Origin of the sequence: Nonomuraea soli (assembly GCF_013761175.1) — a bacterium.
GTDB lineage: Bacteria > Actinomycetota > Actinomycetes > Streptosporangiales > Streptosporangiaceae > Nonomuraea > Nonomuraea soli.
Window position 1 is genome coordinate 941,343 of record NZ_JACDUR010000004.1, and the last position, 26,600, is coordinate 967,942.

Sequence of the window (26,600 nt, forward strand, 5' to 3'; positions counted from 1 at the left end):
TACAAAGTGAGGAAGGAAAACCCCAAGCGCGTCGCGCCAGGGGAGCACACCGGCGGACGGTTCCAGCTGGGGAACTGGCGCGTGCGCTCACGGCTCGTGGCGCTGATCCTCATCCCCACGGTCGTGGGCGTGCTCCTCGCCGCCATCCAGCTGACCAACGCCATCGGCACCAGCGCCGAGTACCGGCGGCTGACCCAGGTGGCCGAGCTCGTGCAGCGCCTGTCCACGCTCTCCCACGAGCTGGGCAAGGAACGTTCGCTGACCGCCTGGCTGGTGGCCGACCATCGGGCCAGTGCCCACCTGGTCAAGCTGCGCGACCAGCAGAAGGTCGTCGACGCCGCCAGAGCCAAGGTGATCGACGCCACGGCCGCCATCGACGCCGAGCACCAGCCGCGTGTGCGCCAGGCCACCGACGAGATCCGCCGCTGGCTCAACGGCCTGCCGTCGCTGCGCTCCTCGGTCGTCGGCCAGAGCGCGCCGCCGCGTGCCGCCATCCGCACCTACACCAGCCTCATCCAGGTGCTGCGCGGCCTGCAGGGTGAACTGGGCACCGTGGGCGACGACGACCAGCTCGTCGGCGACTCCGCCGCCTTCGGAGCTCTGCACCAGGCCAAGGAGGAGGTCTCCCGGCAGCAGGCCATCCTCGTGGTGGCCCTGGTCGAGCGCCGCCTCGACTACGACGACCTTTCCGACTTCCTCGGTTCCTGGGACCGCCAGCAGGCCGAGCTCGACACCTTCACGGCCGAGGCGGCCGCCACCGAGGCGGCGCTGTACAAGAAGAACGTGCGCGGCCAGTCCGTCGACCGCGCCGACGCCATGCGCCAGCGGGCCCTGTCCCAGCTGCGTGAGTACCGCACCATCCGCGACCTCGACATCACCACCAAGCGTGACCTCAACGTCTGGCACGCCAGCACCACCGTGACGGTGGACGCGATGCGCAAGGTCGAGATGGTCCTGGCCGACAAGATCGTGAAGCGGACCGAGGAGCTGAGCGACACCGAGCTCCGCTACGCGATCATCTCCGCCGCGGTCATCCTGGTCCTGCTCCTCCTCGTGCTGCTCATCACCGCCTGGGTGGCCGGCTCGCTGGTCCGCCCGCTGCGCACCCTGCGCTCGGAGGCGCTGGAGATCGCCGGCTTCCGCCTGCCCGACACCGTGCGCACCCTGCGCGAGAGCGGCGAGACCGCGACGCCGAAGATCACCTCGATCGGCGTGGGCACCCGCGACGAGATCGGTGAAGTGGCCCGGGCCTTCGACGAGGTCCACCGCGAGGCGGTACGGCTCGCCGGCGACGAGGCCAAGCTGCGCGCCAACGTCAACGCGATGTTCGTCAACCTCTCCCGGCGTTCGCAGACCCTGGTCGAGCGTCAGCTGCAGCTGATCGAGGACCTGGAGCACGGCGAGGAGGACGAGTCCAGGCTCGGGAACCTGTTCCGCCTCGACCACCTGGCCACCCGCATGCGGCGTAACAGCGAGAACCTCCTGGTCCTCGCCGGCCACGAGAGCGCGCGCCGCTGGAGCGAGCCGGTCGCTCTCGTCGACGTCGCCCGCGCCTCCCTGTCCGAGGTCGAGAACTACGAGCGGGTCAGCATCCAGATCCCCTCCGACGTCGAGATCGTCGGCCCGGCCGTCACCGACACCGTTCACCTGCTGGCCGAGCTGATCGAGAACGCCATCTCCTTCTCGCCCCGCGAGACCAAGGTCGTGGTGACCACCGCCTCCGCCCCCGGCGGCGTGGTCGTCTCGGTCACCGACCAGGGCATCGGCCTGACCGCCGAGGAGCTCACCGAGCTCAACTGGCGCCTGGCCAACCCTCCGGTCGTGGACGTCTCCGTCGCCCGCCGCATGGGCCTGTTCGTGGTCGGCCGGCTGGCCCTGCGCCACGGCGTCCAGGTCCAGCTGCGCTCGCGGCAGGAGGGCCCTGGACTGATCGCGATGGTGCTGCTCCCGGCGGTGCTCATCGCCCCGTCCAACGCCCCCACCCAGCAGATCCCGGCGATGGCCGCCGCCTTCCAGGGCGAGGGCCCGGCCTCCCTGGCCGGCGGCCCGTCGCGCGGCGCCTTCGCCGAGGCGCCCTCGTCCGACCTGTTCTCCTCGGGCACGCCCTTCCCGCGCGCCGAGCCCGGTCAGCCGACCGGCGCTCCCGCGGGCGCCGGGGTCATGCACACCCCGTGGCCCGACACCCTGCCGCCGCCCGGAGGCGGCTGGCCCTCGGTGTCGGGGGAGGAGCCCGAGCTGTTCACCGAGCGGCCCGCGCGCCTGGCCGACGAGCCCGCGAACGACGACCCCTGGTCGGCGCTGCCTCCGGCCGAGGACGCCTGGTCGACGCGCCCCGGCGCGCCGTCCGCGCGTGCCGCGGCGCCCGACACCGCCTCGCGCCCCGGCGACTTGTGGACGCCGCGCTCGGCCGACTCCTGGTCGACCGGCTCGCAGGGTTCCGACTGGTCCACCGGCTCGCAGGGTTCGGACTGGTCCACCGGCTCGCAGGGCTCGGACACCACCTGGTCCGCCGGCTCCCAGCGGGGTTCCGACACCGCCTGGCCCGCCTTCGACCAGCCCAACCCCAGCGAGCTGACCGGACCGCTGCCCGTCTTCCGCGACTCGCCCCTGGAGGAGCAGGACGAGGAGTTCCTGCCGATCTTCGAGCAGGTGCAGACCTCGGACTGGTTCACCAAGCCGGCGGTCCTGGCCCAGCCCGGCCCGCCGGAGCCCGCTCCGCAGGCCTTCCAGACGCCGGAGGTCTCCGCCCCGGCGGCGATGCCTCCCGGACAGGGCCTGCCCCAGCGCCAGCCGTCGCCGGTCACCGCCTCCGGCCTGCCGCAGCGTGACCCCTCCGGCGGTGGCCAGCCCCCGTACGAGGGACTGCCCCAGCGGGACCCGGGCCGGGGCGCCCTGCCCCAGCGCGACCCGGCCTCGGGTGGCGGCCTGCCGCAGCGCGACCCCAGCGGGGGCGGCGGCCTGCCGCAGCGCCAGCCTGCCGGAGGCGGCTTCCCGCCGGGCGCACCTCTGAGCCCCGGCGGCCCGCTGACCGGCGGACCGTCCGAGCAGGCCTCGTCGGGACAGACCCAGAACGGGCTGCCCCGCCGCGTGCCCAAGGCCAACCTGGTGCCGGGATCGGTGCCGACCTCCGGTTCGTTGTTCGGCGAGCCGGCCGAGCCGGTCTCCCCCGACCGGCTGCGCAGCCGGTTGTCCAGCTACCAGCAAGGTGTACGGCAGGGCCGTGAAGAAATTGGAGAGGAATGACCATGAGAGAACTGAGCCAGGGTGCGCGCGGGATCAGCTGGTTGATCACTGATTTCGTCAACAACGTGCCGGGCGTGGCGCACACCGTGGTGGTCTCCGCCGACGGACTGCCGCTCGCCTACTCGGAGGGCTTCCCGAAGGACCGGGCCGACCAGCTGGCCGCGGTGGCCTCCGGCGTGGTCAGCCTCACGGCGGGCGCGGCCCGGGTGTTCGAGGGCGGCGCGGTCAGCCAGACGGTGATCGAGATGCAGCGCGGCCTTTTGATGATCATGTCGATCAGCGATGGGTCCAGCCTGGCCGTGCTCGCTTCGGCCGACTGTGACATGGGCCTGGTCGCCTACCAGATGACGCTGCTCGTGGAGCGCGCCGGGCAGGTGCTCACGCCTGCCGTACGAGCCGAATTGCAGGCCTCGCGGCCGCACTAGTCGGCGCCGACGGGAGACAAGACAGTGTCAGATCAGGGTTGGACGGGTGATAACAGCCCCACCTCGGACGGCGCGCGGCGCAAGTCGAGCTCGCTGGTGCGGCCGTATGCCGTGACCGGCGGGCGCACCGCTCCGCGCATCAAGTTCGCGATGGAGGCGTTGGTATCGCTTCCGGCTGAATTGACAGCCGCGCATCAAGACATTTCACTAGTCAGTCCGGAGTATCAGACGATCATCCAGCTGGCTCGCCAGGTGCGGTCGGTCGCCGAGATCTCCGCACTTTTACGACAGCCGCTCGGCGTGGTCCGAGTTCTGATCGCTGACATGGCGGCAGAGGGTCTGATCCGTGTCCACCAGCCTGCGCTGGAATCGGGTAGCCCGGACCTCAACCTGCTCGAAAGGGTGCTCAGTGGACTTCGCAGGCTCTAGGGGCCTCTCCTCGACGAAGATCGTCGTCGCGGGAGGCTTCGGCGTGGGCAAGACGACCTTCGTGGGGGCGGTGTCGGAGATCCTTCCGCTCACCACCGAGGCCGTGATGACCGACGCCTCGGCGGGCGTGGACGACCTGTCGCTCACGCCCACCAAGACGACGACCACCGTCGCGATGGACTTCGGCCGTGTCTCCCTCGACCAGGACCTGATCCTCTACCTGTTCGGCACGCCCGGGCAGCACCGGTTCTGGTTCATGTGGGACGACCTGGTGCGCGGCGCCATCGGCGCCGTGGTCCTGGTCGACACCCGCCGCCTGGCCGACAGCTTCCCTGCGATCGACTACTTCGAGGAGGCGGGCCTGCCGTTCGTCATCGGCATCAACGGGTGGGACGGCGCCTTCCCTCACCAGAGCGAGGAGGTGCGCGAGGCCCTGTCGCTCTCGCCGCACGTGCCGATCGTGACGCTGGACGCGCGTTCGCGTGACGCGGTCAAGCAGACCCTCATCACGCTCGTCGAGCACGCCCTCACCCGGCACATGACGGCCAGCGCCTGAGGCCCGCCCGGCTGCGGGCGATCACCCCGCCCGCAGCTGCGGTGGTTGCTGCGCCATCAGCGGAGCCACGTCCAGCCTCGCCTTCAGGTGCCCGAACTCCGCCATGAAGTCGGCGACCCGCTGGACCCGCTTGACGTCGAGAGTGATCGGGTAGGCGGGCAGGACCATCGCGGCCGCCGTCGCGGCGTCGATCCGCGTGTAGGTGGGGAGCACGTCCTGCACGGCCCTGCGGTCGCCCGCGGCCAGCTTCTGCGCCTTCAGGAGGGCACGCTGGAAGGCCGCCATCGTCCTCGGATGCTGCGCGGCCCAGTCGTCGGAGGCCACCCAGCCGGCGACCGGGAAGTCCGCGGTGGGCCCGGCGACGGTGTCGGCGAGCTTGATCCCGCCCGCCTTCTCCACGGCCGTCACGTAGGGCTCCCAGGCGTTGGAGGCGTCGGCCCGGCCCTCGCTCAGGGCTCGTGGATGGTCCGGGTACGGCACGCGCACCATGGTCACGTCGTCCGGCTCCATCCCGTTGGCCTTCAGCGTCACCTCCACCAGCAACGTGCTGATCCCGGCGGGAGCGGCGACCTTCATGCCGCGCAGTTCCCGGATCGTGGTGACGCCCGAGTCCTTCTGGGCCATGAGCGCGGCCGTACCGGTGCCGGCCTGGGAGGCGTCGGCGACGACCCTGAGCCTGGCGCCCTTGTCGACGAGGTCGAAGACGGTCATGTAGTCGGCGATGGCCAGGTCGAGCTCGCCCGCGGCGAGCCTGGGCACGGCGCGTGTGCCGTCATCGACGATCTCGGCCTTGACGGTGAGCCCTTCTTCCTCGAAGAAGCTCCTCTGGAGGGCGATGTAGAGCGGGGCCGCGTCGGGGGTCGGCAGGACGGCGACGCGAAGCTCGGTCCTCTCCGGCCCGCTGCCGGAATCCGGGCCGGCGCAGGCGGACACCACCAGCGTCAGGCCGGCCAGGACGGCGCCCCATCTCATGGCGGATCACCCTAGTCCGCGGCGATCCGGCCCGGAAGCGTCCCAGGCGGCCGGCGCACCCCTGCCGGGGCCCGTCGACCCCCTTTACCAGCCAATATGTGCAGCTCTAACGGAAAATCCCGCTTTCCAGGTATATGCTCTGGTTGCTCTCACCCCTCCGGCGTTTCGGTGCATGCATGCGATTAGCCCTGCGGAATTGGCGCGTGCGCTGGCGACTCATCGCGATCATCATCGTGCCCGCGGTCGCCGCGCTCGTCATGGGCGGGTTGCAGGTGGCCGGCTCCATGAGGCAGGCCGATCAGTACCAGCTCGTCATGGACCGTGCCCAGCTCGGCGAGACGATCTACGAGCTGATCCACAATCTGTCGGCCGAGCGCGACCAGGCGGTGCGCTACATCTCCGCCTCACGCGCCGAGACCAGGCTCGCCTCGCTCCAGCGGGCCTTCGGCCGGGTGGACACGATCGTCGCCACGGTGACCACGCAGGCCGCCCGCCTCGATCCTCCCTCGGAGCCCGCCGGTCGCATCGTGGCCAGACTGGAGCAGCTCCCGCTCGTCCGCGACCTCGTGCTGACCAGCGAGCTCCCCGCCCTGTCGGCGATGGCACGCTACGACGATCTCGTCACCGTGCTGCAGGAGTTCAACCAGGAGATCGCCCGCGACAGCCCCGAAGGCCAGATCAAGAACACCACCCTCGCCCTGGCCGCGTTGTCACGGGCCAAGGACCAGGCGGCCAGGCTGCGCTCGGTCATGACCGGGGTCCTGCTGGCGGGAGAGCTGCGCCCGGCCCAGCTGAACGTCCTCATCGGCGCCCAGGCACGCGTGGAGGGCGAGGTCGCCACCTACCGGCAGCTGGCCACCGTCGAGCAGCGCCAGCTCTACCACGACACCGTGACGGGCCAGAAGATCGACCAGGCCGAGCTGTACCGGATGGTGGCGCTGACCCAGGCGGAGAACGGGCGGACCATCCTCGACCTGGTCCCCGGCAGCAGTCGCGACGCCGAGCTGTGGTCGGAGGCCGCCTGCGCCAAGGTCGACGCGATGCGCCTGCTGGAACAGCGCCTGATGCAGTCGATCCACGTGCACACCCTGGCGTTGCGCTCCCAGGCCCACCGCGACGGCGGCATCGCCGCGCTCGCCACCGGCGCCATGATCCTGCTCGTCCTCCTGGTCGCCCTGGCCATGGCCCGGTCGCTGGTGCGGCCGCTGCGGCGGCTGCGCAGCGAGGCCCTGCAGATCGCCAACGAGCGGCTGCCCGAGACCGTCCGGATGCTGCGCGAGCACGGCGAGCACGCCGCGCCGCCGGTGGAGCCCATCGGCGTGCACGGCGACGACGAGGTCGGCGATCTCGCGCGGGCCTTCGACGAGGTCCACCGCGAGGCCGTACGGCTGGCGCAGGAGGAAGCCGGCGTGCGGGCCAACGTCAACGCCATGTTCGTCAACCTCTCCCGCCGCTCCCAGGCACTGGTCGAGCGGCAGATCACCCTCATCGACAGCCTCGAACAGGGGGAGTGGCAGCCCGACACGCTCACCAAGCTCGACCTGCTGGCCACCCGCATGCGACGCAACGGCGACAACCTGCTGGTGCTGGCCGGGCAGGATCCGGTCAGGCGCTGGACGCAGCCGGTCAGGCTGAGCGACATCGCCGTGGCCGTCCTGGAGGAGCTGGAGGACTCGGAGCGGGTGTCGGCGCATATGCCCGACGGGGTCGCGGTCAGCGGCGAGGCCGCCAACGACCTCGTGCACCTGCTGGCCGAGCTCGCCGAGAACGCGCTGGCCTACTCCCCGCTGGCCAGCCCGGTGACGATGGCGGGCAGCCGCTTCGACGGTGGGGGGATCATGGTGGCGCTGTCGGACGTGGGCATCGGCATGACGCCCGACGAGGTGCTGCAGGCCAACCAGCGCCTGGCGCACGCCGCGGCGATGGACGTGACGGCGTCGCGGCGCATGGGGCACTTCGTGGTCGCCCGCCTGGCCAGGCGGCACCGCATCCGCGTCCAGGTGCGGGCCAACGAGGAGGGCGGGCTGACGGCGCTGGTCCTGCTGCCCTCCGCGCTGCTCACCAGCCCCGTGGAGGGCGGCCTGCGGGTCAGGCTCAGGCCGCGGGTGAGGCCGGTGACGCCGCCGTGGCCTCCCGACACCACAGCGGGGCTCGCGGACCTGTCGCTGCCGCTGGGCGCCCACCCGCTGGTGCCCGAGCCGGGGGGATCGGAGGACGACTTCCTGCCGATCTTCGCCTCCGTGCAGTCCGCGTGGTTCGGCGCGGACGGCGAGTGGGGTTCGGCCAAGACCGACGAGGGCTGGAACGCCGCGGCGGTCGTGGGCAACCCGGTGAAGGACCCTCCGACCGCGGCGGGACTGCCCAAGCGGGTGCCCAAGGCCAACCTGGTGCCCGGCTCCGCGCCCAGCGGGGCGATGCCCAGAGGTGTGACGCCCACGCCGACGCACGCGCCCGCCTCGCTGGTGCGCAGCAGGCTGAACAGCTTCCAGGAGGGCGTGCGGGCCGCCAAGGCGGACATCAGCGAGGGACGGCTCTGACAGGGCGCCTGACAGCGGAGGGCGCCCGGCACCCGCCGCGGGGATCAGGTGCGGGGATCAGGCGTGGGTGCGCTCGACGCCGCGCACCAGGCGGCCCACCTCGGCGCGCAGGTGCACGAAGTCGGGGTGCTCGCGCGTGGTGATCTGGTCGCGCGGCGCGGGCAGGTCCACCTTCAGGTCGCCGACCACGTGGGCCGGGGCCTTCGACAACACCACGACCCGGTCACCGACGTAGACGCTCTCGTCGATGTCGTGGGTGATGAGCACGATGGTCATCGTGTGGTGCCCGCGCACCTGCAGGACCAGGTCCTCCAGGTCCTCGCGGGTCTGCGCGTCGACCGAGCCGAAGGGCTCGTCCATGAGCATCAGGGTGGGGCGGTAGGCCAGCGCCCGGGCGATGGAGACCCGCTGCTGCATGCCTCCCGACAGCTGGAAGGGGTACTTCTTGCCCGCCCCGGCCAGGCCCACGGACTCCAGGGCCTCCTCGGCGGCGGCTCTGCGCCGGGCCTTGTCCATGGTGCGCCGCCGCAGGGGCATGGCGACGTTGTCGGCCACCGTCATCCAGGGGAACAACGAGCGGCTGTAGTCCTGGAAGACCACCGCGAGGTCGTCGGGGGTCTTGGTAACGGTGCGCCCCCCGATGGCGATCTGGCCGCCGGTGGGCTTGATGAGCCCGGCGATCGAGCGCAGGAGGGTGGACTTCCCGCAGCCGGAAGGGCCCACGATGCACAGCAGTTCGCCCTCGGCCACGCTGAGGCTCAGCCCGTCGATGGCGTGGTGGGCGGAGGGGCCGCTGCCGTATGTGTGCGTGAGGTTCGAAATCTCGAGCAAGCTGGATTCCTTGAGGCGCGAGCTACCTGAGCATGGGGACTCTATCCGACCATTGGTCCGGGAGCCACGCGAGCGCACCAATTACCGACAAAATGGGTCAAATGCACTTTTCGGGAGGCTTGCAACTTTAGTTAACTACGCCGGGATATCATCTCACCTGCCTCGTTGACATCGCTTCGCTGAAGATGGTCGGATTTTCCAGCCGCTTCACCCCTCCCCTCACTGGAGATTCGATGAACAAGCGTTTAGCCACGTCAATCGCGATGTGCGTGGTGATGCTCGCCTCCACGGGCACCGCCGCCGTGGCGGAGGAGACCTCCGACCCCACCCACCCGGGACCGGTCTACATCCAGGTCACCGACCAGGCCGGCAAGCTCGCCCTGCAGACGTACGGCCGGCCCGACGGGGAGGACATGGTCTTCCGCATCTCCGGTTCGGTCTACGCCAACGTCGAGGGCAACGCCCTGGCGCCCGGCATCGTCCACGGGCAGAAGCTCTTCAACATCGAGGGCTACAACATCAGGCAGCTGTACCGGGTGCCCAACACCAACCAGCTCTACCAGCTCTCGCGCGAGATCGTCTTCTACACCGACCCCAACAACCCCACGCAGATCCTGACGCAGTGGACCAACCCGATCGACGGCAAGACCTACCCGGTCGTCCCGATCAACAACGCCAACGTGAACTTCGGTCCCTTCAACGTCACCTCCAGCTTCGTCGGCCCCACCCTGCGCACGATGCACGACGAGGTCGAGTGGACCAGCGACATCCCGGTGCGCACGAACTTCGGCACCACCCTGGGGGAGAGCTTCGGGCTGAAGAACGGCACCTACTCGGCGATGGAGATGTTCGACTTCTACGTCGACCTCGACGAGGTGTACGCCAGGGCCACCGGCAACGGCTGGTACCCCGCCGGGCACATGAAGACCAAGATCAGCTGGGCGCGCACGAGCCCGTGGGCGCCGTTCATGTGCCTGCCCGAGACGAGTGTCCAGGGGCAGCTCACCTACCACGCCCGCAGCTGGTCGCTGGCGGGCTACTCCAGCCTGGAGCCGTGGATCCGCACCGCCGTCGACGCCAACTGGCCGCTGTACAAGACCAGCCCCAGCGCCCCCGGTACGAGCGAGAACTCCTGGACCTCCTTCTACAACAAGCAGCTGGGCGGTGGCACCTCCACCTGGGCCCAGTGGTGCGCGACCAACGGAGCGTAGCTGTATGACACAGGTCAGGAACCCGCTGACCGGGAAGCCCGACCACGTGCTGTGCCCGCCGTCCGCCGCGCACCTCGCGTCGGCGGCGGCGGGACTGCGCGAGGCGGCCGCGGCCTGGCGGGCGACGGACAGGGGTCCTGCCCTGACCCGGCTGGCACAGGCCATCGCGACCGACGATGCCCTGCTGGAGGCGCTGGTCGCCGACACCGGGCGGACGGGCGAGTCGCTGCTGGAACGGCAGATCGTGGCCGGGCTGATCCACCGCTGGGTGGCCCAGGCTCCCGCCCTGCTCGCCGCGCCCGACGACGCCCCGGCCTCGCTGCCGGGGATCGTCGTCGGCGGCGAGGCCGTGCCGTACGAGCTGGTCGGGGTGATCAGCCCGTGGAACCTGCCGCTGCTGCTCGGCATGATCGACGCGGTTCCCGCCCTGGCCGCGGGGTGCGCCGTGATCGTCAAGCCGAGCGAGGTCACCCCCCGCTTCATCGAGCCGCTGATGCGGCTGGTGCCGGAGGAGGTGCCGCTGCTGCTGGTCGAGGGCGACGGCACCACAGGCGCCGAGATGGTGCCGCTGGTCGACGCGCTGGTCTTCACCGGCAGCGTCCCCACCGGCAGGAAGGTCGCACAAGCCGCCGCCCGCGCCTTCGTCCCGGCCTTCCTCGAACTCGGCGGCAAGGACCCGGCGATCGTGCTGGAGGGCGCCGACCTGGACAGGACCGCCTCGGCGATCCTGTGGGGCGCCACGGCCAACGCCGGGCAGTCGTGCCAGTCGATCGAGCGGATCTACGTCGAGCGGTCGGTCCACGACGAGTTCGTGGACCTGCTCGCCGCCAAGGCCGGCGCGGTCGGGCTCACCTGCGAGGGCGGGCCGATCGGCCCGATCATCGCGGCCGACCAGGTCGAGGTCATCGAGCGGCACCTGGCCGACGCCGTCGAACGCGGCGCGCGCGTGCACACCGGCGGCGTGGTCGAGGAGCACGGCGGCGGCCTGTGGTGCCGCCCGACCGTCCTGTCCGGCGTCGACCACTCGATGCTCGTCATGACCGAGGAGACGTTCGGCCCGCTGTTGCCGGTGATGCCGGTGGCCGACGCCGACGAGGCGGTGGCCATGGCCAACGACTCCGCCTACGGCCTGTCGGCGGCGGTCTTCGCCGCCGACGAGACCGGCGCCAGGGCCGTCGCGGCGCGTCTGCAGGTGGGCGCGGTGAGCGTCAACGACGCCTCGCTGACCGCCCTGGTCCACGAGGGCGAGAAGAACTCCTTCAAGCTGTCCGGCCTGGGCGGCTCACGCATGGGCAAGGCCTCGATCCAGCGCTTCGTGCGACGCCGGTCCTACCTGGTCAACCGTTCCCAAGGTGCGGATCCTTGGTGGCACAACACTGAGAAGGGCGAAAACTGATGGGACTGCGCGAGGACATGCCGCTGCTGGCACGGCACGAGGGCGAGTGGGAGGGCACCTACACCCACCTCGACGGCGAGGGCAACCTCATCGACCGGCACCGCTCGCACCTGACCTGCCGGATCGTCGACGACGTGACCTACCACCAGACCAACCGTTACACCTGGGACGACGGCCGTACGGAGGTCCTGGAGTTCCCGGGCACGTATCTGGGCGAGGGCCGCTGCGGTTTCGACACCGAGCGCATCAGGGGCACGTTCTGGGAGCTCGACGACTCGACGATCTACCTGCACTGGATCTACAAGGCCGAGGGCGAGGACATGCGGCTGTTCGAGCTGATCGTGCTGAGCGACGACGGCAAGAGCAAGAGCCGGGTGTGGCAGTGGATCAGGAACGGGGAGTGCGTCAAGCGCACCCTCATCGACGAGAAGCGTGTGGCCTAGACAGCAGAAAAGGGGAGGCGGGTGTTCGCCCGCCTCCCCTTTCTCTTTGCCTGCCTACAGGTCGGAGGCGGCCTTCCTGGACTGGTGGTGCCACGAGAGCACCACCCGCTCCACGGCGATGAAGGCCGAGTTGAGCACGATGCCCAGCACGCCGAGCAGGACGATGCCCGCCCACATGGCCGGGATGTCGAACTCGCTCTGGGCCTCCAGCAGCCGGTGTCCGATGCCCTCGCTGCTGCCCACCAGCTCGGAGACGACCATCATGATCAGCGCCAGGGAGACGCTGAGCCGCAGTCCCGCGAAGATCTTGGGCGCGGCGGCGGGCAGGATGATACGGAGAATGCGCTGCGTCGTGCTGACCCGGAAGACCGTGCCCGTCTCGATGTACTGGCGGTCGACGTAGCGCGCGCCGTCCATCGAGTTGATCAGCACCGGCCAGATGACGCCGTAGACGATCGACGCCACCTGCATCGGGGTGCCGATCTTGAACAGCAGCAGGAAGACCGGCAGCAACGTGGAGGGCGGCACCGAGCGTCCGAAGTGCAGCAGCGGCTCCACGAGCGCCGCCAGCCTGGCCGATCGGCCCAGCATCAGCCCCACGACCACCCCGGCGGCCGCCGCGGCGGCCCAGCCCACGAAGAGCCTGGTCAGGCTGGGCACCAGGTCGTCGAGCGCCTCGTCGGTCAGGAAGGCCTGCGACAGGGGCCCGGAGAACCACATCTCGTGCAGGCGCACCACGATCACCGACGGCGGCGGGAAGTAGACGGCCTCCAGCTGCCTGGTGCTCACCTCCCAGACGACCGCCGTCACCGGGATCAGCCAGTACCACAGCAGGCCGGTGCCGAAGCGGCCGACACGGCCGCGTCGTGCCGCGAGCGTCATCCTGCCACCCCCGCCCTGGCCTGGTGCCAGCGGAAGACCCTGCGCTCGCCCATGGTGAACAGCAGGTTGACGGCCAGGCCGATGAAGCCCGCCCACACCGTGGCCGCGAGCATGCGGTCGACGCGGTTGGCCCCGCCGGCCAGGGAGATGAAGGTGCCCAGGCCGCCGTCGCCCGCGGCGATGAGCTCCACGCTGACCGCGACGATGAGCGTCACCGAGACGGCGATGCGGATGCCGGTGGCGATGAACGGGGCCGCGCTCGGCAGGTTCACCCGCAGGACGACCGCCAGCGGGCCGAAGCCGAAGCTGCGCAGCGTCTCCTTGGCGAGCGGGTCGACGTCCGCCAGGCCGTACATGGTGTTGATCAGCAGGGGCCAGGCGCAGGTGTAGGCCACCAGGGCCGTCTTGGCGTCCTGGCTGGCCGGGAAGAGGAACATGGCCAGCGGGATGAGCGAGACCGACGGGATCGGCCGCAGGAACTCCACCAGGGGCCGCACCGAGCGTTCGACCATCGGCACCGTCCCCAGGAGCAGACCCGCGGGAACGGCCGTGACCAGGGCGATCAGCAGGCCCAGCGCGCAGGCCTCCAGCGTGGCCAGCACGTCGATCAGGAACTTCTCTTCGAAGGGAAGGCCGGCGGCCGCGACCAGCACGTCCGACACATACGGGAGCAGGCCGGGATCGATCAGCCCGACCCGGCCCGCCAGCTCAACGAGGACGAGGAACCCCAGGACACCGCAGGCGCCCAGGATTCCTCGTCTGTAACGCGAAGGGGTCATCCGGAAATGTTGGCGACGTACGTCGAGACGTCCGGCTTGGCCTTGATGTAGCCCAGGCCGGTCAGCAGGTCGGCCAGCGCCTGGAACTTGGTCTTGTCGACCTCGGCGGAGAAGACGCCGAGCTTCATGGCCTTGGCGGCCTCGGCCGGGATCTGGGTGTAGGTCGGGACGACCTCGTCGATGGCGGCGCGGTCACTGCCGGCCAGCGCCTGCGCCTTGGCCAGCGCGCGCTGGAAGGCGGCGGCGGTCTTCGGGTTCTTGGCGACCCACTCCTCGGTGACGCCCCAGCCGTCGATCGGGAAGGAGGCGGTCGGACCGGACATCGTGTCGATCACCTGGGTCGCGCCGAGCTGCTGCTGGGCGGCGGTCAGGAACGGCTCCACCAGCCAGGCGGCGTCGACCTTGCCCGAGGCCAGCGCGCCGAGCTGGTCGGCGAACTGCACCGCGACGTACTTGACGTCCTGGTCGGGGGTGAGACCGGCGGCCTGCAGGTGGGCGTTGGTGACGGCCTGGCCCATGGCCTTGAGGGCGTTGACCGCGATGGTCTTGCCCTTCAGGTCCGCGGCGGTCTTGACCGCCGAGCCCTTCGGCACCACGACCCCGGCGACGCCGGGCGCGCCCTCCTGGACGTGCTGGATCAGGCGGACCTTGGCCGCGCCCGAGTCGTTGATCGCGATGAGCGACACGTAGCTGGTGAGGAAGGCGTCCATGCTGCCGTTGAGGATCTTCGGCATCACCGCCTGCGGAGCCTGGATGATCTCCGTCTTGACGGTCAGGCCCTCCTCCTTGAAGAAACCGCGCTTCTCGGCGATGAAGAGCGGGGCCGACGACGGCACCGGTACGACACCGACGAGCAACTCCGTCTTCTCGAGGCCCCCACCGGCCGGGGCGGCGGAGGCCGAGCCGGCGGGCGAAGCCGTCGAGGTGGCGGTCTGGTTGCCACCGGACCCACAGGCGGTCATGGTCAGCGCGGTGGCCAACCCCGCGACGAATATCTGAGTCAGCCTTCTCATTGCGCTGCTCCCTGGAAAATCATGGATTCGACGTCGATCTTGTTCTTCAGATAGCCGAAGTCGTACATGAGGTCGGCCACCCGCTGGATCCGGCTCGCGTTGAGCGAGGTCGGGAAGGTCCCCATGGCCATCGTCATGACGGCCACCTTGGGGATCTGGGTGTACTCGGGGACCACGTCCGCGAGCGCGGAGCGGTCCGTCGCCGCCAGTCGCTGGGCCTTGGTGACGGCCCGCTGGAAGGCGGCGGCGGTCTTGGGGTGCTTGGCCGCCCAGTCCTCTGTGGTGCCCCAGCCGTCGATCGGCAGGGCGTCGGTCGGCCCGGAGTTGGTGTCGAGCAGAAGCCGCGCACCCTCCTGCTGGGCGGCGGTGAGGAAGGGCTCCACGAGCCAGGCGGCGTCCACCTGGCCGCCGAACAGAGCCGGGAGCTGCTTGTCGAAGTTGAAGACGACGAACTTCACGTCCGTCGGGGTCAGGCTGTTGATCTGCAAATGGGCGGAGACCGACAGCTCGCCGAGATTCTTCAGCGAGTTGACCGCGATCGTCTTGCCCTTGAGGTCTTCGGCGGTCTGGATCCGTGAGCCCTTGGCCACCACGACGCCGGCGATGCCGGGGGCGCCCTGCAAGGTGTCGGAGAGGATCTTGAGCTTCTGGCCCGCGTCCTGGATGTTCAGCATCGAGACGTAGCTGCCCTTGAAGATGTCCATGCTGCCGTTGGCGACCAGGGGCATCGCGGCCTGCGGGGCCTGGATGACCGTCGTCTTGACGGTCAGCCCCTCTTCCTTGAAGAAGTTCCGCTTCATGGCGATGAAGACCGGGGCGGAGGAGGGGGTGGGGGTGATCCCGATGTTCAGCGTGGTCTTCTCCAGCGGACCGCTGGCCGCGCCTGCGGACTCACTCGGCGCGCTGTTGCTGCAGGCAGCGAGGGTTAACGCCACCAATCCGATAACGGACGCACGTGCGAGAGGCCCGAAAATCATGACTCTCCTTGGGGGAGGGGAAGTTGTACGCGCGCGGGGCCCGAGGGGTAGGGGGGCAGAGCCGTGCGGACAGGACGGAGATCGTACAGGACCTTATCCGTCAATGGCCATGAATCATTTCGTTCTGGACACACCACTTGTTGGGAATTGGAGAGGTATGTCCGCTTTATAGCTTCTTGACACCCGATGTCGGATGAATTGAGGCGTATGAGGCTAATGTTCTGTTGGCCTGACAGGTCAGGATGTGCTCAAATTACTTCTTGCCTCAAGAGGAACGTCGTGGATCCCCATTTACCCGAGGCTGCTCGTGGGACGGGCACCGGTCCTGTCAGGCCAGTCAGAGCGAGACCTGGATCAGGCGACAGAAGGGCGAAAGGCGTGAAGAGCGGCAGGTTCGCACTGCGCAACTGGCGAGTTCGATGGCGTCTCATCGCCCTCATCGCGGTGCCGACGGCGGTAAGTGTCCTGGTGGGCGCCTTACAGATCGTCGACTCCATCTCGCGGGTCAACGAATACCAGCGCAGCTTGGAGAAGGCCGAGCTCAGTGCCGCCATCGCGGAACTGGCCGACGCGCTCGAGCTCGAACGCGACAGGGCGGTCGCCTTCGTGGCCGACGGCCGCACGGAGAAGCTGCGGGAGCTGTACAGCAACGCCTTCCCGGCGGTCGACGAGGCCATGGCGAAGGTGACGACGAGAGCCGCGGTCATCGACACCTCGCACGGTGAGACCGCCGACACCCTGGCCGCGACCGCCGTGGGCCGCCTCGCGGAAGTCAAGATCGTCCGCGACCAGGCGACCAAGAACAGCTTCCTCGCGCTCCCGACGCTGAACAAGTACTCCCAGATCATCGACGTCCTGGAAGCCTTCCACGAAGAGGTCGACCAGGGAGCCCTGGACGAGTCGCTCAGCAAGTCCATCCAGGCCATGGCGGCACTCAACCGCGCCAAGGACCACGCCTCCGCCATGCGCGCCCTGCTGTCGGCCGCGGTCCTCAGCGGCAGCTTCAAGACCGAGGAGTTCAACGCCTTCACCGCCGCCTACGCCCAGCGGGAAAGCGAGGTCAACTCCTTCAAGTCCCTGGCCTCCATCGACCACAGGCAGGCCTACGACGACACCGTCACCGGCGCCAAGGTCGACCGCGCCGAGCTGTACCGTCTCGTCGCCCAGGCCCAGCAGCTCAAGGGAGTCAGGACACTCGACCTGGACCCGAAGATCCGCCAGGACGCCGACCGCTGGTTCGACGTCATCAGCTTCACCGTCAGCAGCATGCGCACGGTGGAGAAGCAACTGTCGGACTCGATCATCCAGCAGATCCAGACCCTCCAGGACTCCGCGCAGCGCTCGGCGCTGCTGGCCGCCGGCGGCAGTGGCCTGCTCCTGCTGCTGGTGCTGCTCGTCACCACCCTCATGGCCCGCTCGCTGGTCCGCCCGCTGCGCAGGCTGCGCAGCGAAGCGCTCCAGATCGCCGGCACCGGCCTGCCGGAGACCGTCCGCGTCCTGCGCGAGACGGGCGAGCCCGCCACGGGCTCGGTCATGCCGATCGGCGTCGACTCGGAAGACGAGATCGGTGAAGTGGCGCGGGCCTTCGACGAGGTCCACCGCGAGGCGGTACGGCTCGCCGGCGAGGAAGCCCGCCTGCGCGCCAACGTCAACGCGATGTTCGTCAACCTCTCCCGGCGCTCCCAGACCCTGGTCGAGCGCCAGATCACCCTCATCGACGGCCTGGAGCAGGGCGAGCAGGACGAGCAGCGGCTCGGCAACCTGTTCAAGCTCGACCACCTGGCCACCCGCATGCGCCGCAACAGCGAGAACCTCCTGGTCCTCGCCGGCCAGGAGCCGCCGCGCCGCTGGAGCCAGCCGGTGCAGCTGGTCGACGTGGCCCGCGCCTCGCTGTCCGAGGTCGAGAACTACGAGCGGGTCGTCCTGCAGGTTCCCGGCGGCGTCGCCGTCGCGGGCCAGGCGGTCAACGACATCATCCACCTGCTCGCCGAGCTGGTGGAGAACGCGCTGTCGTTCTCCCCGCGCGAGACCCGCGTCACCGTGTCGGGCAGCAGGATCGACGGCGGCGGCATGATGGTCGCGATCACCGACCAGGGCATCGGCATGACCCAGGAGGAGCTGGCCCACGCCAACGAGCGGCTGGAGCACAGCCCCGACGTCGACGTGTCGGTCTCCCGGCGCATGGGCCTGTTCGTGGTCGCCAGGCTGGCCCACCGCCACGGCGTGCGCGTACAGCTGCGCCCGCACGGCGCGGGCGGCCTGACCGCGATGGTGCTGCTTCCCGAATCGCTGCTGGGCGCGCCGCTCGCCACCGGCGCACCCTCCACCGGCTTCGAGACCGACTCCTTCGCCGCCGTGCAGGCGCCGATCAACCGCTTCGCCGGCGGGCCCGCCGACCCGTTCCCCTCGCAGGACCCCTTCGCCGGGGGCGCGCAGGCGCCGGGCTGGGGCACGCCTGCCGTACCCGAGCAGCTGGCCGGGTCGTGGCCGAGCGCTCCGCAGTGGCCCTCCGACCCCGGACCCTCGTGGCCGTCGGAGCCGCAGGTCGCCACCGGCGGATTCGACACCCAGGACCCGTGGTTGTCGTCACGTGGCTGGAACGCCCCCGCGCAGGCGCCGGAGGAGCCCGCTCCCTCATCCTCGTGGTCGTTCGGTGAGCCCCCGCCCGCCCGGCGACAGCGCTACGACTTCCCCGACCCCGACGAGGCCGCGCCGCTCCCACGCCGTTCCTTCGGCTTCCCCGAGACGGAGTCGGCCGCGACAGGCCCCATCCCGGTGGTCAAGCCGGCCGCGGGCGACGAGTTCCTGCCGATCTTCGCCTCGGTCGAGTCCGCCTGGTTCGAGCAGGGCGGCGGCAACAGCGCCTCCTGGGGATCGACCAAGGCCGACGCCGGATGGACCGCCGCCGCCGCGGCACGCGAGCCGGTCGCCGACGCGCCGACCTCCGCGGGCCTGCCCAAACGTGTGCCGAAGGCGAACCTGGTGCCCGGCTCGGCCGGCGCGTCCGCCGCTCCGGCCGCGGCCCCCGTCGCGGCGCCCAAGACGCCCATGCCGATGCCGGCGCCGACCTACGCACCCGATCGGGTCAGGAGCCGGTTGTCCAGTTTCCAGCAGGGATTCCGCGCGGCCCGCGCGGATCTCAACGAGGGCCGGGCGTATCCCGCGGGCCCCGGCCACGTTGAAAGCAGGGAGGAGGGCCAATGAACGATCTGAGTCACGCGGCTCGCGGAGTCGACTGGTTGATCACCGACTTCGTCTCCGGCGTGCCAGGTGTCGCGCACGCCGTGGTCGTCTCCTCTGACGGCCTGCCACTGGCCTCGTCGGCGGGCTTCCCGCCCGACCGCGCCGACCAGCTCGCCGCGATCGCCTCCGGTCTGATCAGCCTCACCCAGGGCGCCGCAAGGGTCTTCGAGGGAGGCGCGGTCAACCAGACGATCGTGGAGATGCAGCGCGGGCTGATGCTGATCATGGCGATCAGCGACGGCTCCTGCATGGCGGTGCTGGCCGCACCGGACTGCGACATGGGACTGGTGGCCTACCAGATGACGTTGATGGTCGAGCGGGCGGGCCAGGTGCTGACGCCTGCCGTACGCGCCGAGCTTCGCGCCAGCCAGACCAGGTGAGCCGATGACGGATCCCCGGTGGAACAGCGGTGGGTGGGACCCGCTGCCTCAACCCCCTCCCCAATCCGATCCCGCCTCGCCGGTGCGCCCCTACGCGGTGACCGGCGGACGTACGGCCCCGCGGATGAAGCTGGCGATGGAGGCTCTGGTCTCCTCGGCGACGGCCGAGCGCAGGGAACTCACGCACATGACTCCGGAGTACCAGGCGATCAGCCAGTTATGCAGGCAGGTCCGCTCGGTCGCCGAAGTCTCCGCGCTGCTGCGGATCCCGCTGGGCGTGGTCAGAGTGCTGATCGCCGACATGGCGGCAGAAGGTCTGGTCCGAGTGCACCAGCCTGAATTGAACTCGGGCAGGCCCAACCGGGTGCTGCTGGAAAGGGTACTCAGTGGACTTCGCAGGCTTTGAGACGACCTCCGCGAAGATCGTGGTGGCCGGTGGTTTCGGAGTCGGCAAGACGACCTTCGTCGGCGCGGTCTCCGAGATCATGCCGCTGACCACGGAGGCGGTCATGACCGACGCGTCCGTAGGCGTCGACGACCTGGCGATGACGCCACTGAAGTCGACCACGACGGTGGCCATGGACTTCGGCCGTGTCTCGCTCGACCGCGACCTGCTGCTCTACCTGTTCGGCACCCCGGGCCAGCAGCGATTCTGGTTCATGTGGGACGACCTGGTGCGCGGCGCCATCGGCGCCATCGTGCTGGTCGACAGCCGCCGCCTGGCCGACAGCTTCTCGGCCATCGACTACTTCGAGGAAGCGCAGCTGCCCTTCGTGATCGGCCTCAACGGCTGGGACGGCAAGTTCGCGCACGGCGACACCGAGGTGCGCGAGGCTCTGACCTTGTCTCCCTCCGTCCCGCTCGTACGGCTCGACGCGCGTGAACGGGGCTCGGTGAAGTCCTCGTTGATCACGCTTGTGGAGCACGCGCTCAACGTCGACGCCGCGGTCTCCGGTTGGGGATAGGCTGGAAGCCAAGCCTAAATATCCCGAGGACTGGTCCACCACGTGTTCGAGACGCTATCCGACCGCCTGACATCGGTCTTCTCCTCCCTCCGGTCGAAGGGACGCCTTTCCGAGGCCGACATCGACGCGACGTGCCGCGAGATCCGCATCGCACTGCTCGAGGCCGATGTCGCGCTTCCCGTGGTCAGGGCGTTCGTCGCCCAGGTCAAGGAGCGCGCCCGCGGCGCGGAGGTCTCCCAGGCACTCAACCCCGCCCAGCAGGTCGTCAAGATCGTCAACGACGAGCTCATCGCCATCCTGGGCGGCGAGACGCGCCGGCTGCGCTACGCCAAGACCCCGCCCACGGTCATCATGCTCGCGGGTCTGCAGGGCGCCGGTAAGACCACCCTGGCCGGCAAGCTGGCCAAGTGGCTGGTCGCCCAGAACCACGTGCCCCTGCTCGTCGCCGCCGACCTCCAGCGCCCCAACGCCGTGCAGCAGCTGCAGGTCATGGGCCAGCGCGCCGGAGTGGCCGTCTACGCGCCCTTCGAGGGCAACGGCGTCGGCGACCCGGTGCGGGCCGCACGCGACTCGATCGAGTACGCCAAGCGCCAGCAGCACGACATCGTCATCATCGACACCGCCGGCCGCCTGGGCATCGACTCCGAGCTGATGAAGCAGGCCGCCGACATCCGCGACGCGGTCTCGCCCGACGAGGTCCTGTTCGTCGTCGACGCCATGATCGGCCAGGACGCCGTGACCACGGCGCAGGCCTTCATGGAGGGCGTCGGCTTCGACGGCGTGGTGCTCACCAAGCTCGACGGCGACGCCCGAGGCGGCGCCGCGCTCTCGGTGCGCCACATCACCGGCAAGCCGATCATGTTCGCGTCGACCGGTGAGAAGCTCGAGGACTTCGACGCCTTCCACCCCGACCGCATGGCCTCCCGCATCCTCGACATGGGTGACATCCTCACCCTGATCGAGCAGGCCCAGAAGACCTTCGACGAGGAGCAGGCCGCCAAGATGGCGGGCAAGCTCACCTCCGGCGAGGACTTCACGCTCGAAGACTTCCTCGAGCAGATGATGATGGTCCGCAAGATGGGGCCGATCAAGAACCTGCTCGGCATGATGCCCGGCATGGGGCAGATGCGCGACCAGCTCAACTCCATCGACGAGCGCGACCTCGACCGCATCCAGGCGATCATCCGGTCGATGACGCCCGGCGAGCGCGCCGACCCCAAGATGATCAACGGCTCCCGCCGGGCGCGCATCGCCCGCGGCTCCGGCGTCGAGGTCTCCGCGGTCAACAACCTCGTCACGCGCTTCTTCGAGGCGCAGAAGATGATGAAGAAGATGGCCAGCGGCATCGGCATCCCCGGCATGCCGGGACGTGGCGGCAAGCAGGGCAAGCAGGCCAAGAAGGCCAAGGGCCGCCGCGTCAGCGGCGACCCGCGCAAGGCCGCGCTGGGCAAGGCCAAGCCCGAGGCCGCCGACGACGAGCCGAAGCCCACCAAGGGCGGTGCACTGGGCAACCTGCGCCTGCCGCCGGGGATGCAGCTGCCGCCGGGGTTCGATCCCTCCAAGTTGAACCTGCCGGACCAGAAGTGACACCGCGGCGAGCCGGGTGGTGGGGCCGGCTCCGGGCGTTCGCCGGGAGCCTGGTCGACGGCTCGCGGCGGTCTCGGCTGGTGATCGCGGTGCTGGTGCTGGCGATCGCGGTGCTGTATGCGATGCAGGCATGGGGGATCATTCCTCGCGCATAGGGATGATCCCTGAGGCCGTGCCCCGAGAGATCGGGGCACGGCCTTTTTGGTTGCGTGCCCTGCTCGGGGGTCAGGTGGCCGGCGTGGCCGGCCGGGGCTGAGGTGTGTCGCTCGGGGCGTCCGGTGTGCCTTCTGGCCGGGGGTGGTGTCTTCTCATCGACGGAAGGGCGGCGAGTGCTGCCGGCAGAACCACGGTCAGTACCGCCACGCCGAGGAAGGCCTGCTGCACGCCGAAAGCGTCGGCGAGCATCCCGAAATACGCAGGCCCACCCAGAAACCCGAGGTAGGCGGCTGTGGAGATGACGGATGCCGCCCGCCCGCGCGACCCGTCGGGGACCCGGCGCAGGCCGTACGACAGCAGGGTCGGGAAGAGGACCGAGGTGCCCGCCGCGGCGAGGACGACTCCGGCCAGCGCGAGCGGCAACGTGGAGGCCGATGCCGTCACCACACCTCCAGCCGTGGCGATCACGCTGCCGCCGACCAGCGTGGCGATCGGACGGCTCAGGGTGAGGGGCGCGGCCGAGAAGCGCAGCACGGCGGCCGTCGTGGCGAAGAGCGCGGGCGCGGCCGAGGCCAGCAGGGGAGAGGCGGCGAACGAGTCGGTCAGCAGGACGGCGCCCCAGGACTGATAGGCGTTCTCCGATGCGAAAGCCAGGGCGCCGATCGCGCCGATGACGAGCGGGACGGCCCACCAGGGCGCCCCTTGACCCGCGCCTGCGCGCGACGGCGCCGCACGATCGCGGTCCGGTGCCGGGATCGAGCGCGTCGAGGCGACGACGGCCACGCCCAGCGCGACGGCGATCACGGCGGCCGCGCCGAAGTTCACCCACAGGCTGCCCGCCAGACCGGCGAGGGCACCCGCTCCCAGGCTGGAGAGCGCGACGGCCGCGGAGAAGGCGGCGTGCGAGCGCGACACCACGGGCCGCCCCGTGTGTCTCTCCACGGTCGCCGCCAGCGTGTTGATCGCCACGTCGGCCGCCCCCGAGGCCGCTCCCACCAGGAGGATCCCCGCGCACAACGCCACGAGGTCCCCCGAGGCGAAGGCGAGCACGACACCCGCGACGCCCAGCAGCGCGAGAAGCACTCCCGCCACGCGCAACCCGAGCCTGTCGACGAGGTGGCCGGTCACGAGCATGGCGGGCAGGGCTCCCGCGGCCACGAAGAGCAGGGCGTTGCCGAACTGCGTGTCGCTCACTCCGGCTTGGGTGCGCAGGAGGGGAAGGGTCGCGCCCCACACACCCCAGAAAGCGCCGAATCCGGCGAATCCGAGGAGGGGAGCCAGGCGGGGCATGCTACGCATGTGTGTAACGCTACACAACTACCATGGGTCTGTGCGAAGACGTGTGACGCTGAAGGACGTGGCGGATCGGGCGGGTGTGTCCCTCATGACCGCCTCCTACACCTTCACGCGCCCGTCGCGGGTCGCGGCCGCCACCCGAGAGCGCGTGCACCAGGCGGCAGCAGAGCTCGGCTACCACCCCGACCCCGTGGGCCGCGCGCTGAAGTACGGCCGCACCCACCAGCTCGGCGTCGTGTTCGGCGAGCACCTCGCCTACGCCTTCGACGACCCCCAGGCCGCCCAGTTCCTGGCCGGGGTCGCCGAGGTCTGCGTCGAAGAAGGCCTCGGACTGTCGCTGATCCCCACCCGCGGCGACGACGCCGACGCGGACCGCGTGCTCTCCGCCGCGGTCGACGCGTTCGTGCTGTGGACCACGTCCGAGGACGACCCCGTCCTGGCGGCGGTCGCCGGCGACCCCCGCCCCGCCGCCATCCAGGGCGGCCCACGGCGCGAGGGGATCGCGTGCGTCACCCAGGACGACCACGCCGCCGCCCTGGCGATGGCCACGCTCGGACTGCGTGACGGCAGGTCGCCCGTGGTCATCTCCTTCCCGCTCGACCGCCGGCGGGAGCCCGGGCTGACGAGCGGCGCGCACGTGCCCGAGCGCGTGCCCTTCCACGTCACCAACGCCCGCCTGAACGGCTTCCGCGAAGCGGTCGCGGGGGCGGGGCTCGACTGGGCGGGCACCCCCGTCGCCGTCGTGGCGCGCAACTCCCGCCAGGACGGGCTCGACGCCGCCCGGCTGCTCGCACCCCACCTCGCCGCTCACGGGGTCGTCATGGCCATGAGCGACGAGCTCGCCCTGGGGGCGCGCCAGGCGTTGCACGACAGCCACCCGGGCCTGGTCTACCTGGGGTGGGACGCGTCGCAGGAGGGGCGGCGGGCGGGCATCGTATCCGTCACCAACCCGCTGCGGGAGCAGGGGCGCCGCTGCGCGGAACTGGCGGTGAAGGACGACCGGCGGGGCGCCGCCGAGATCCCGTGGACCATCGTCGGCGCCCTGCCGTGAGGCGTCGCGGCCTCTCCCACAGCCCGCCCTCGCCGCTGCGACGGCTCCCGCTTATGCGCCTGCCTTCGCCGTAGTGACGGCATGGGTCTCAGCGCCTGCCTTCGCCGTAGTCACGGTTTCGGTCTGAGCGCCTGCCCTCGCCGCCGTGGCGGACCGCCGTACGCTGCTTTCGCTGTCGCCGGTGCCCTGCCGTACGGCGGCGCGGTGCCGTACGGCAGGCCGGGCCGTACGGCGGGCGTGGGCGTGTGGCCGGCCCCACGGGAGCGTCAGCGGCGGCGAGCCATGTAGCGGACGGTCAGACCGAGCGCGATCGCGGCCAGCGCGGCCATCGGCCAGACGAGGTGCAGGCCGGTGAAGGGCAGCTCGTCGCGGCCCGAGACCATGGACATGTCCCCGTCGTCATCGCCACCGTCGTGAGGAGGCCTGGGCGACGGGTTGTCGTCGGGCGTCGGCTTGGGAGAGGTCGTCGGAGGCTCGGTCGGCGGCTCCGTCGGGCTGGGCGACGTCGCGGTGGGCGTGGGTGTCGTGGGCGTGGGCGTCGGCGTCTCGGTCTGGATGGAGTTCGTCGGCGTCGGAGTGGTGATCGTCGGAGTGGGCGTAGGGGTGGTGACTGTGGGCGTGGGCGTCGGAGTGGTGACCGTGGGAGTGGGCGTCGGGCTGGTGGTCGTGGGAGTGGGTGTCGGGGTGGTGGGCGTCTCGGTCGGGCACGGCGTCGTGGACGTGGGTGTCGGAGTCGTGGGTGTCGGCGTGGGGACCGAGTTGCAGTTCGCCTCGGTCCTGGCCAGGACGAGGAAGGCCAGGTCGCCCGAGTAGATCTCGTAGTCCGCATCGTCGCGCAGGACGGCGGTGAAGGTCACCTCGGTGCGCGCCTCGGCAGGAAGCGTTCCCAGTGGGGTGACGACATCGGTCCTGCTCGCGGTGACATCCGCGGTCGCCACGCCTGGGAAGCCGAGCTGGTCGCCGGTCAGCGTCCTGGTCACGGTCCCGCCGTTGTTCAAGGCTGTTCCACCGGCAGGAGCCTCCCCGAAGACGCGGATGGTGCCCGGCGCCGTCTGTACGGCGGCGAATCCGTCGGCCTGCTCGGTGCACTGCGCGAAGTTGCTGACGTTGCCCGTGAACAGCAGCGGGATCTGAGCTGATGGCGCGAGCTTGAACTGGTCGACGACCAGGTTCGACGAGCCTCGCCACGCGTCGGGCGCGTCCACTCCCGAAGCCTCGAGGGTGCCGGTGGCGAGGGTCATGTACTGCGTCACGCCGTCCGGATCCGGCCACGTCGGATGGACCGCGCTCTCCGTCCCCGGTGTGTCGTCGACCGCGACAGACCCCCAAGTGCCCTGGAAGGCCGCCTGGTTGATCTCGGGAATCGCAGGAAGGGTCAGCTCCGCGCCGTTGGCGTGCCCGTAATCGCCGGGAGTCGCCCTCGCCGAGAAGGTGAGCAGCGCGCCGACCGACACGGTCGCCACGGCTGCCGTCAGCAGCGCGCGAGACTTGAGTGTGATGGTCACGTGAGAAATTGGCAGGTAAGAACGCATGGCGCACCTGCTGGACACACCGTGCTTGCCGATGCTTTGCGAACGCCTGCCGTACCTGGTCGTATGCAGTGCTCGCCATCTGGCACAATGACATGTTGGAACACCGTGACTGTGTGGGTGCCCTCTCATCTCCCGCCTGTCGCGCCTGTCCCTTCGAGCGGCTTCGCATCGTGCCCCACTCGATGAGACGCCGTTCACCCGCGCTCTAATGCAGGAGAGACCACACCCGTGGCAGTCAAGATCAAGCTCAAGCGGCTCGGCATGATCCGCAACCCGCAGTACCGTGTCATCGTCGCCGACAGCCGCACCAAGCGTGACGGCCGGGCGATCGAGGAGATCGGCCTGTACCACCCGAAGGAGAACCCTTCGGTCATCCAGATCGACGCCGAGCGCGCCGCTTACTGGCTGGGTGTCGGCGCGCAGCCGACCGAGCCGGTTCTCAAGCTGCTCAAGCTCACCGGCGACTGGCAGAAGTTCAAGGGTGAGCCGGCTCCGGCCCCGCTGAAGGTGGCCGAGCCCAAGGCCGACCGTCACGCGATCTACGAGGCCGCGGCCAAGGAGGCCATGTCCGGTGGCGACACCGGCACCGCCGCCACCACGCCGCGGAAGGCCAAGAAGGCCGAGCCGAAGAAGGAAGAGGGCTCTGCGGCCAATAGCGCCGAGGAGGCCTCCGCCGAGACTCCGGCCGAGGCCTGA

The 26,600-nt window shown here is 70.2% G+C and carries 24 protein-coding genes; 16 read left to right on the forward strand and 8 right to left on the reverse strand.

What is annotated here, in order from left to right:
- Window positions 1–6 precede the first annotated feature (6 nt).
- The 4 genes from HNR30_RS22870 to HNR30_RS22885 are packed head-to-tail and all read left to right on the forward strand — an operon-like array spanning window position 7 to window position 4,653.
- A complete protein-coding gene (locus tag HNR30_RS22870) occupies window positions 7–3,243 on the forward strand; it encodes a sensor histidine kinase (RefSeq protein ID WP_181611972.1) in 3,237 nt (1,078 codons plus the stop codon).
- Between the two features lie 2 nt (window positions 3,244–3,245).
- Window positions 3,246–3,668, forward strand: a complete 423-nt coding sequence (locus HNR30_RS22875; RefSeq protein WP_181611973.1) for a roadblock/LC7 domain-containing protein — start codon at window positions 3,246–3,248, stop codon at window positions 3,666–3,668.
- 24 nt (window positions 3,669–3,692) lie between these two features.
- Window positions 3,693–4,097, forward strand: coding sequence for a DUF742 domain-containing protein (locus HNR30_RS22880; protein ID WP_181611974.1), 405 nt, complete (start codon window positions 3,693–3,695; stop codon window positions 4,095–4,097).
- Window positions 4,078–4,653, forward strand: coding sequence for a GTP-binding protein (locus HNR30_RS22885; RefSeq protein WP_181611975.1), 576 nt, complete (start codon window positions 4,078–4,080; stop codon window positions 4,651–4,653). The genes HNR30_RS22880 and HNR30_RS22885 overlap by 20 nt, the downstream gene beginning before the upstream one ends.
- Before the next feature lie 21 nt (window positions 4,654–4,674).
- Here HNR30_RS22885 and HNR30_RS22890 read toward each other — a convergent pair whose 3' ends face one another.
- A complete protein-coding gene (locus HNR30_RS22890; protein ID WP_181611976.1) occupies window positions 4,675–5,625 on the reverse strand; it encodes an ABC transporter substrate-binding protein in 951 nt (316 codons plus the stop codon).
- Between the two features lie 203 nt (window positions 5,626–5,828).
- Here HNR30_RS22890 and HNR30_RS22895 point away from each other — a divergent pair, with 203 nt between their 5' ends.
- Complete coding sequence (locus HNR30_RS22895) at window positions 5,829–8,162, forward strand: sensor histidine kinase (RefSeq protein ID WP_181611977.1); 2,334 nt, start codon at window positions 5,829–5,831, stop codon at window positions 8,160–8,162.
- Window positions 8,163–8,219: 57 nt separating this feature from the next.
- On the opposite strand, the gene HNR30_RS22900 is transcribed toward HNR30_RS22895, so the two are convergent.
- A complete protein-coding gene (locus tag HNR30_RS22900) occupies window positions 8,220–8,993 on the reverse strand; it encodes an ABC transporter ATP-binding protein (RefSeq protein ID WP_181611978.1) in 774 nt (257 codons plus the stop codon).
- Window positions 8,994–9,226: 233 nt separating this feature from the next.
- Between HNR30_RS22900 and HNR30_RS22905 the strand changes: the two genes are divergently transcribed.
- From HNR30_RS22905 to HNR30_RS22915, 3 genes are read left to right on the forward strand one after another with little or no spacing between them, the layout of a single operon-like run.
- A complete protein-coding gene (locus HNR30_RS22905) occupies window positions 9,227–10,204 on the forward strand; it encodes a DUF1838 family protein (protein WP_181611979.1) in 978 nt (325 codons plus the stop codon).
- Window positions 10,205–10,208: 4 nt separating this feature from the next.
- Window positions 10,209–11,600, forward strand: a complete 1,392-nt coding sequence (locus tag HNR30_RS22910; protein ID WP_181611980.1) for an aldehyde dehydrogenase family protein — start codon at window positions 10,209–10,211, stop codon at window positions 11,598–11,600.
- A complete protein-coding gene (locus tag HNR30_RS22915; protein WP_220133823.1) occupies window positions 11,600–12,043 on the forward strand; it encodes a DUF3598 family protein in 444 nt (147 codons plus the stop codon). The genes HNR30_RS22910 and HNR30_RS22915 overlap by 1 nt, the downstream gene beginning before the upstream one ends.
- A gap of 54 nt (window positions 12,044–12,097) precedes the next feature.
- Here the strand turns inward: HNR30_RS22915 and HNR30_RS22920 are convergent, their stop codons facing one another.
- From HNR30_RS22920 to HNR30_RS22935, 4 genes are read right to left on the reverse strand one after another with little or no spacing between them, the layout of a single operon-like run.
- Window positions 12,098–12,925 carry an ABC transporter permease gene (locus HNR30_RS22920; RefSeq protein WP_181611981.1) on the reverse strand — a complete coding sequence of 276 codons (828 nt, stop codon included), beginning with the start codon at window positions 12,923–12,925 and terminating at the stop codon, window positions 12,098–12,100.
- Window positions 12,922–13,704: an ABC transporter permease gene (locus HNR30_RS22925; RefSeq protein ID WP_181611982.1), complete on the reverse strand. Its 783-nt coding sequence runs from the start codon at window positions 13,702–13,704 to the stop codon at window positions 12,922–12,924. The genes HNR30_RS22920 and HNR30_RS22925 overlap by 4 nt, the downstream gene beginning before the upstream one ends.
- The gene (locus tag HNR30_RS22930) at window positions 13,701–14,717 is read right to left on the reverse strand and encodes an ABC transporter substrate-binding protein (RefSeq protein ID WP_181611983.1); all 1,017 of its coding nucleotides are present in this window, start codon (window positions 14,715–14,717) and stop codon (window positions 13,701–13,703) included. Before HNR30_RS22930 ends, HNR30_RS22925 begins: the two co-directional genes overlap by 4 nt.
- A complete protein-coding gene (locus tag HNR30_RS22935; protein WP_181611984.1) occupies window positions 14,714–15,652 on the reverse strand; it encodes an ABC transporter substrate-binding protein in 939 nt (312 codons plus the stop codon). The genes HNR30_RS22930 and HNR30_RS22935 overlap by 4 nt, the downstream gene beginning before the upstream one ends.
- Window positions 15,653–16,072: 420 nt before the next feature.
- Between HNR30_RS22935 and HNR30_RS22940 the strand changes: the two genes are divergently transcribed.
- From HNR30_RS22940 to HNR30_RS22965, 6 genes are read left to right on the forward strand one after another with little or no spacing between them, the layout of a single operon-like run.
- The gene (locus HNR30_RS22940) at window positions 16,073–18,898 is read left to right on the forward strand and encodes a sensor histidine kinase (protein ID WP_181611985.1); all 2,826 of its coding nucleotides are present in this window, start codon (window positions 16,073–16,075) and stop codon (window positions 18,896–18,898) included.
- Complete coding sequence (locus HNR30_RS22945) at window positions 18,895–19,317, forward strand: roadblock/LC7 domain-containing protein (protein WP_181611986.1); 423 nt, start codon at window positions 18,895–18,897, stop codon at window positions 19,315–19,317. The genes HNR30_RS22940 and HNR30_RS22945 overlap by 4 nt, the downstream gene beginning before the upstream one ends.
- 4 nt (window positions 19,318–19,321) lie before the next feature.
- A complete protein-coding gene (locus tag HNR30_RS22950; RefSeq protein ID WP_181611987.1) occupies window positions 19,322–19,723 on the forward strand; it encodes a DUF742 domain-containing protein in 402 nt (133 codons plus the stop codon).
- Window positions 19,704–20,282 carry a GTP-binding protein gene (locus HNR30_RS22955; RefSeq protein ID WP_312894568.1) on the forward strand — a complete coding sequence of 193 codons (579 nt, stop codon included), beginning with the start codon at window positions 19,704–19,706 and terminating at the stop codon, window positions 20,280–20,282. The genes HNR30_RS22950 and HNR30_RS22955 overlap by 20 nt, the downstream gene beginning before the upstream one ends.
- A 42-nt stretch (window positions 20,283–20,324) precedes the next feature.
- Window positions 20,325–21,869 (forward strand): signal recognition particle protein, encoded by a 1,545-nt coding sequence (ffh, locus tag HNR30_RS22960; RefSeq protein ID WP_181611988.1) that lies wholly within the window; start codon window positions 20,325–20,327, stop codon window positions 21,867–21,869.
- The gene (locus HNR30_RS22965; RefSeq protein ID WP_181611989.1) at window positions 21,866–22,024 is read left to right on the forward strand and encodes a hypothetical protein; all 159 of its coding nucleotides are present in this window, start codon (window positions 21,866–21,868) and stop codon (window positions 22,022–22,024) included. Before ffh ends, HNR30_RS22965 begins: the two co-directional genes overlap by 4 nt.
- A 70-nt stretch (window positions 22,025–22,094) precedes the next feature.
- Here HNR30_RS22965 and HNR30_RS22970 read toward each other — a convergent pair whose 3' ends face one another.
- Entirely contained in the window at window positions 22,095–23,324 is a 1,230-nt protein-coding gene (locus tag HNR30_RS22970; RefSeq protein ID WP_181611990.1) for an MFS transporter, read from the reverse strand.
- A 31-nt stretch (window positions 23,325–23,355) separates the two neighbouring features.
- On the opposite strand from HNR30_RS22970, the gene HNR30_RS22975 reads away from it, so the two are divergent.
- Window positions 23,356–24,372 (forward strand): LacI family DNA-binding transcriptional regulator, encoded by a 1,017-nt coding sequence (locus HNR30_RS22975; RefSeq protein ID WP_181611991.1) that lies wholly within the window; start codon window positions 23,356–23,358, stop codon window positions 24,370–24,372.
- A gap of 266 nt (window positions 24,373–24,638) precedes the next feature.
- Here HNR30_RS22975 and HNR30_RS22980 read toward each other — a convergent pair whose 3' ends face one another.
- The gene (locus tag HNR30_RS22980) at window positions 24,639–25,877 is read right to left on the reverse strand and encodes a hypothetical protein (protein ID WP_181611992.1); all 1,239 of its coding nucleotides are present in this window, start codon (window positions 25,875–25,877) and stop codon (window positions 24,639–24,641) included.
- A gap of 255 nt (window positions 25,878–26,132) precedes the next feature.
- Here HNR30_RS22980 and rpsP point away from each other — a divergent pair, with 255 nt between their 5' ends.
- Entirely contained in the window at window positions 26,133–26,600 is a 468-nt protein-coding gene (rpsP, locus tag HNR30_RS22985) for a 30S ribosomal protein S16 (protein WP_181611993.1), read from the forward strand.

Coding starts and splice junctions, on each gene's coding strand:
- HNR30_RS22875 (WP_181611973.1), top strand. CDS start 3,246: ATGAGAGAACTGAGCCAGGGTGCGCGCGGGATCAGCTGGTTGATCACT.
- HNR30_RS22890 (WP_181611976.1), bottom strand. CDS start 5,625: ATGAGATGGGGCGCCGTCCTGGCCGGCCTGACGCTGGTGGTGTCCGCC.
- HNR30_RS22905 (WP_181611979.1), top strand. CDS start 9,227: ATGAACAAGCGTTTAGCCACGTCAATCGCGATGTGCGTGGTGATGCTC.
- HNR30_RS22910 (WP_181611980.1), top strand. CDS start 10,209: ATGACACAGGTCAGGAACCCGCTGACCGGGAAGCCCGACCACGTGCTG.
- HNR30_RS22915 (WP_220133823.1), top strand. CDS start 11,600: ATGGGACTGCGCGAGGACATGCCGCTGCTGGCACGGCACGAGGGCGAG.
- HNR30_RS22920 (WP_181611981.1), bottom strand. CDS start 12,925: ATGACGCTCGCGGCACGACGCGGCCGTGTCGGCCGCTTCGGCACCGGC.
- HNR30_RS22925 (WP_181611982.1), bottom strand. CDS start 13,704: ATGACCCCTTCGCGTTACAGACGAGGAATCCTGGGCGCCTGCGGTGTC.
- HNR30_RS22930 (WP_181611983.1), bottom strand. CDS start 14,717: ATGAGAAGGCTGACTCAGATATTCGTCGCGGGGTTGGCCACCGCGCTG.
- HNR30_RS22945 (WP_181611986.1), top strand. CDS start 18,895: ATGAACGATCTGAGTCACGCGGCTCGCGGAGTCGACTGGTTGATCACC.
- HNR30_RS22950 (WP_181611987.1), top strand. CDS start 19,322: ATGACGGATCCCCGGTGGAACAGCGGTGGGTGGGACCCGCTGCCTCAA.
- HNR30_RS22970 (WP_181611990.1), bottom strand. CDS start 23,324: ATGCGTAGCATGCCCCGCCTGGCTCCCCTCCTCGGATTCGCCGGATTC.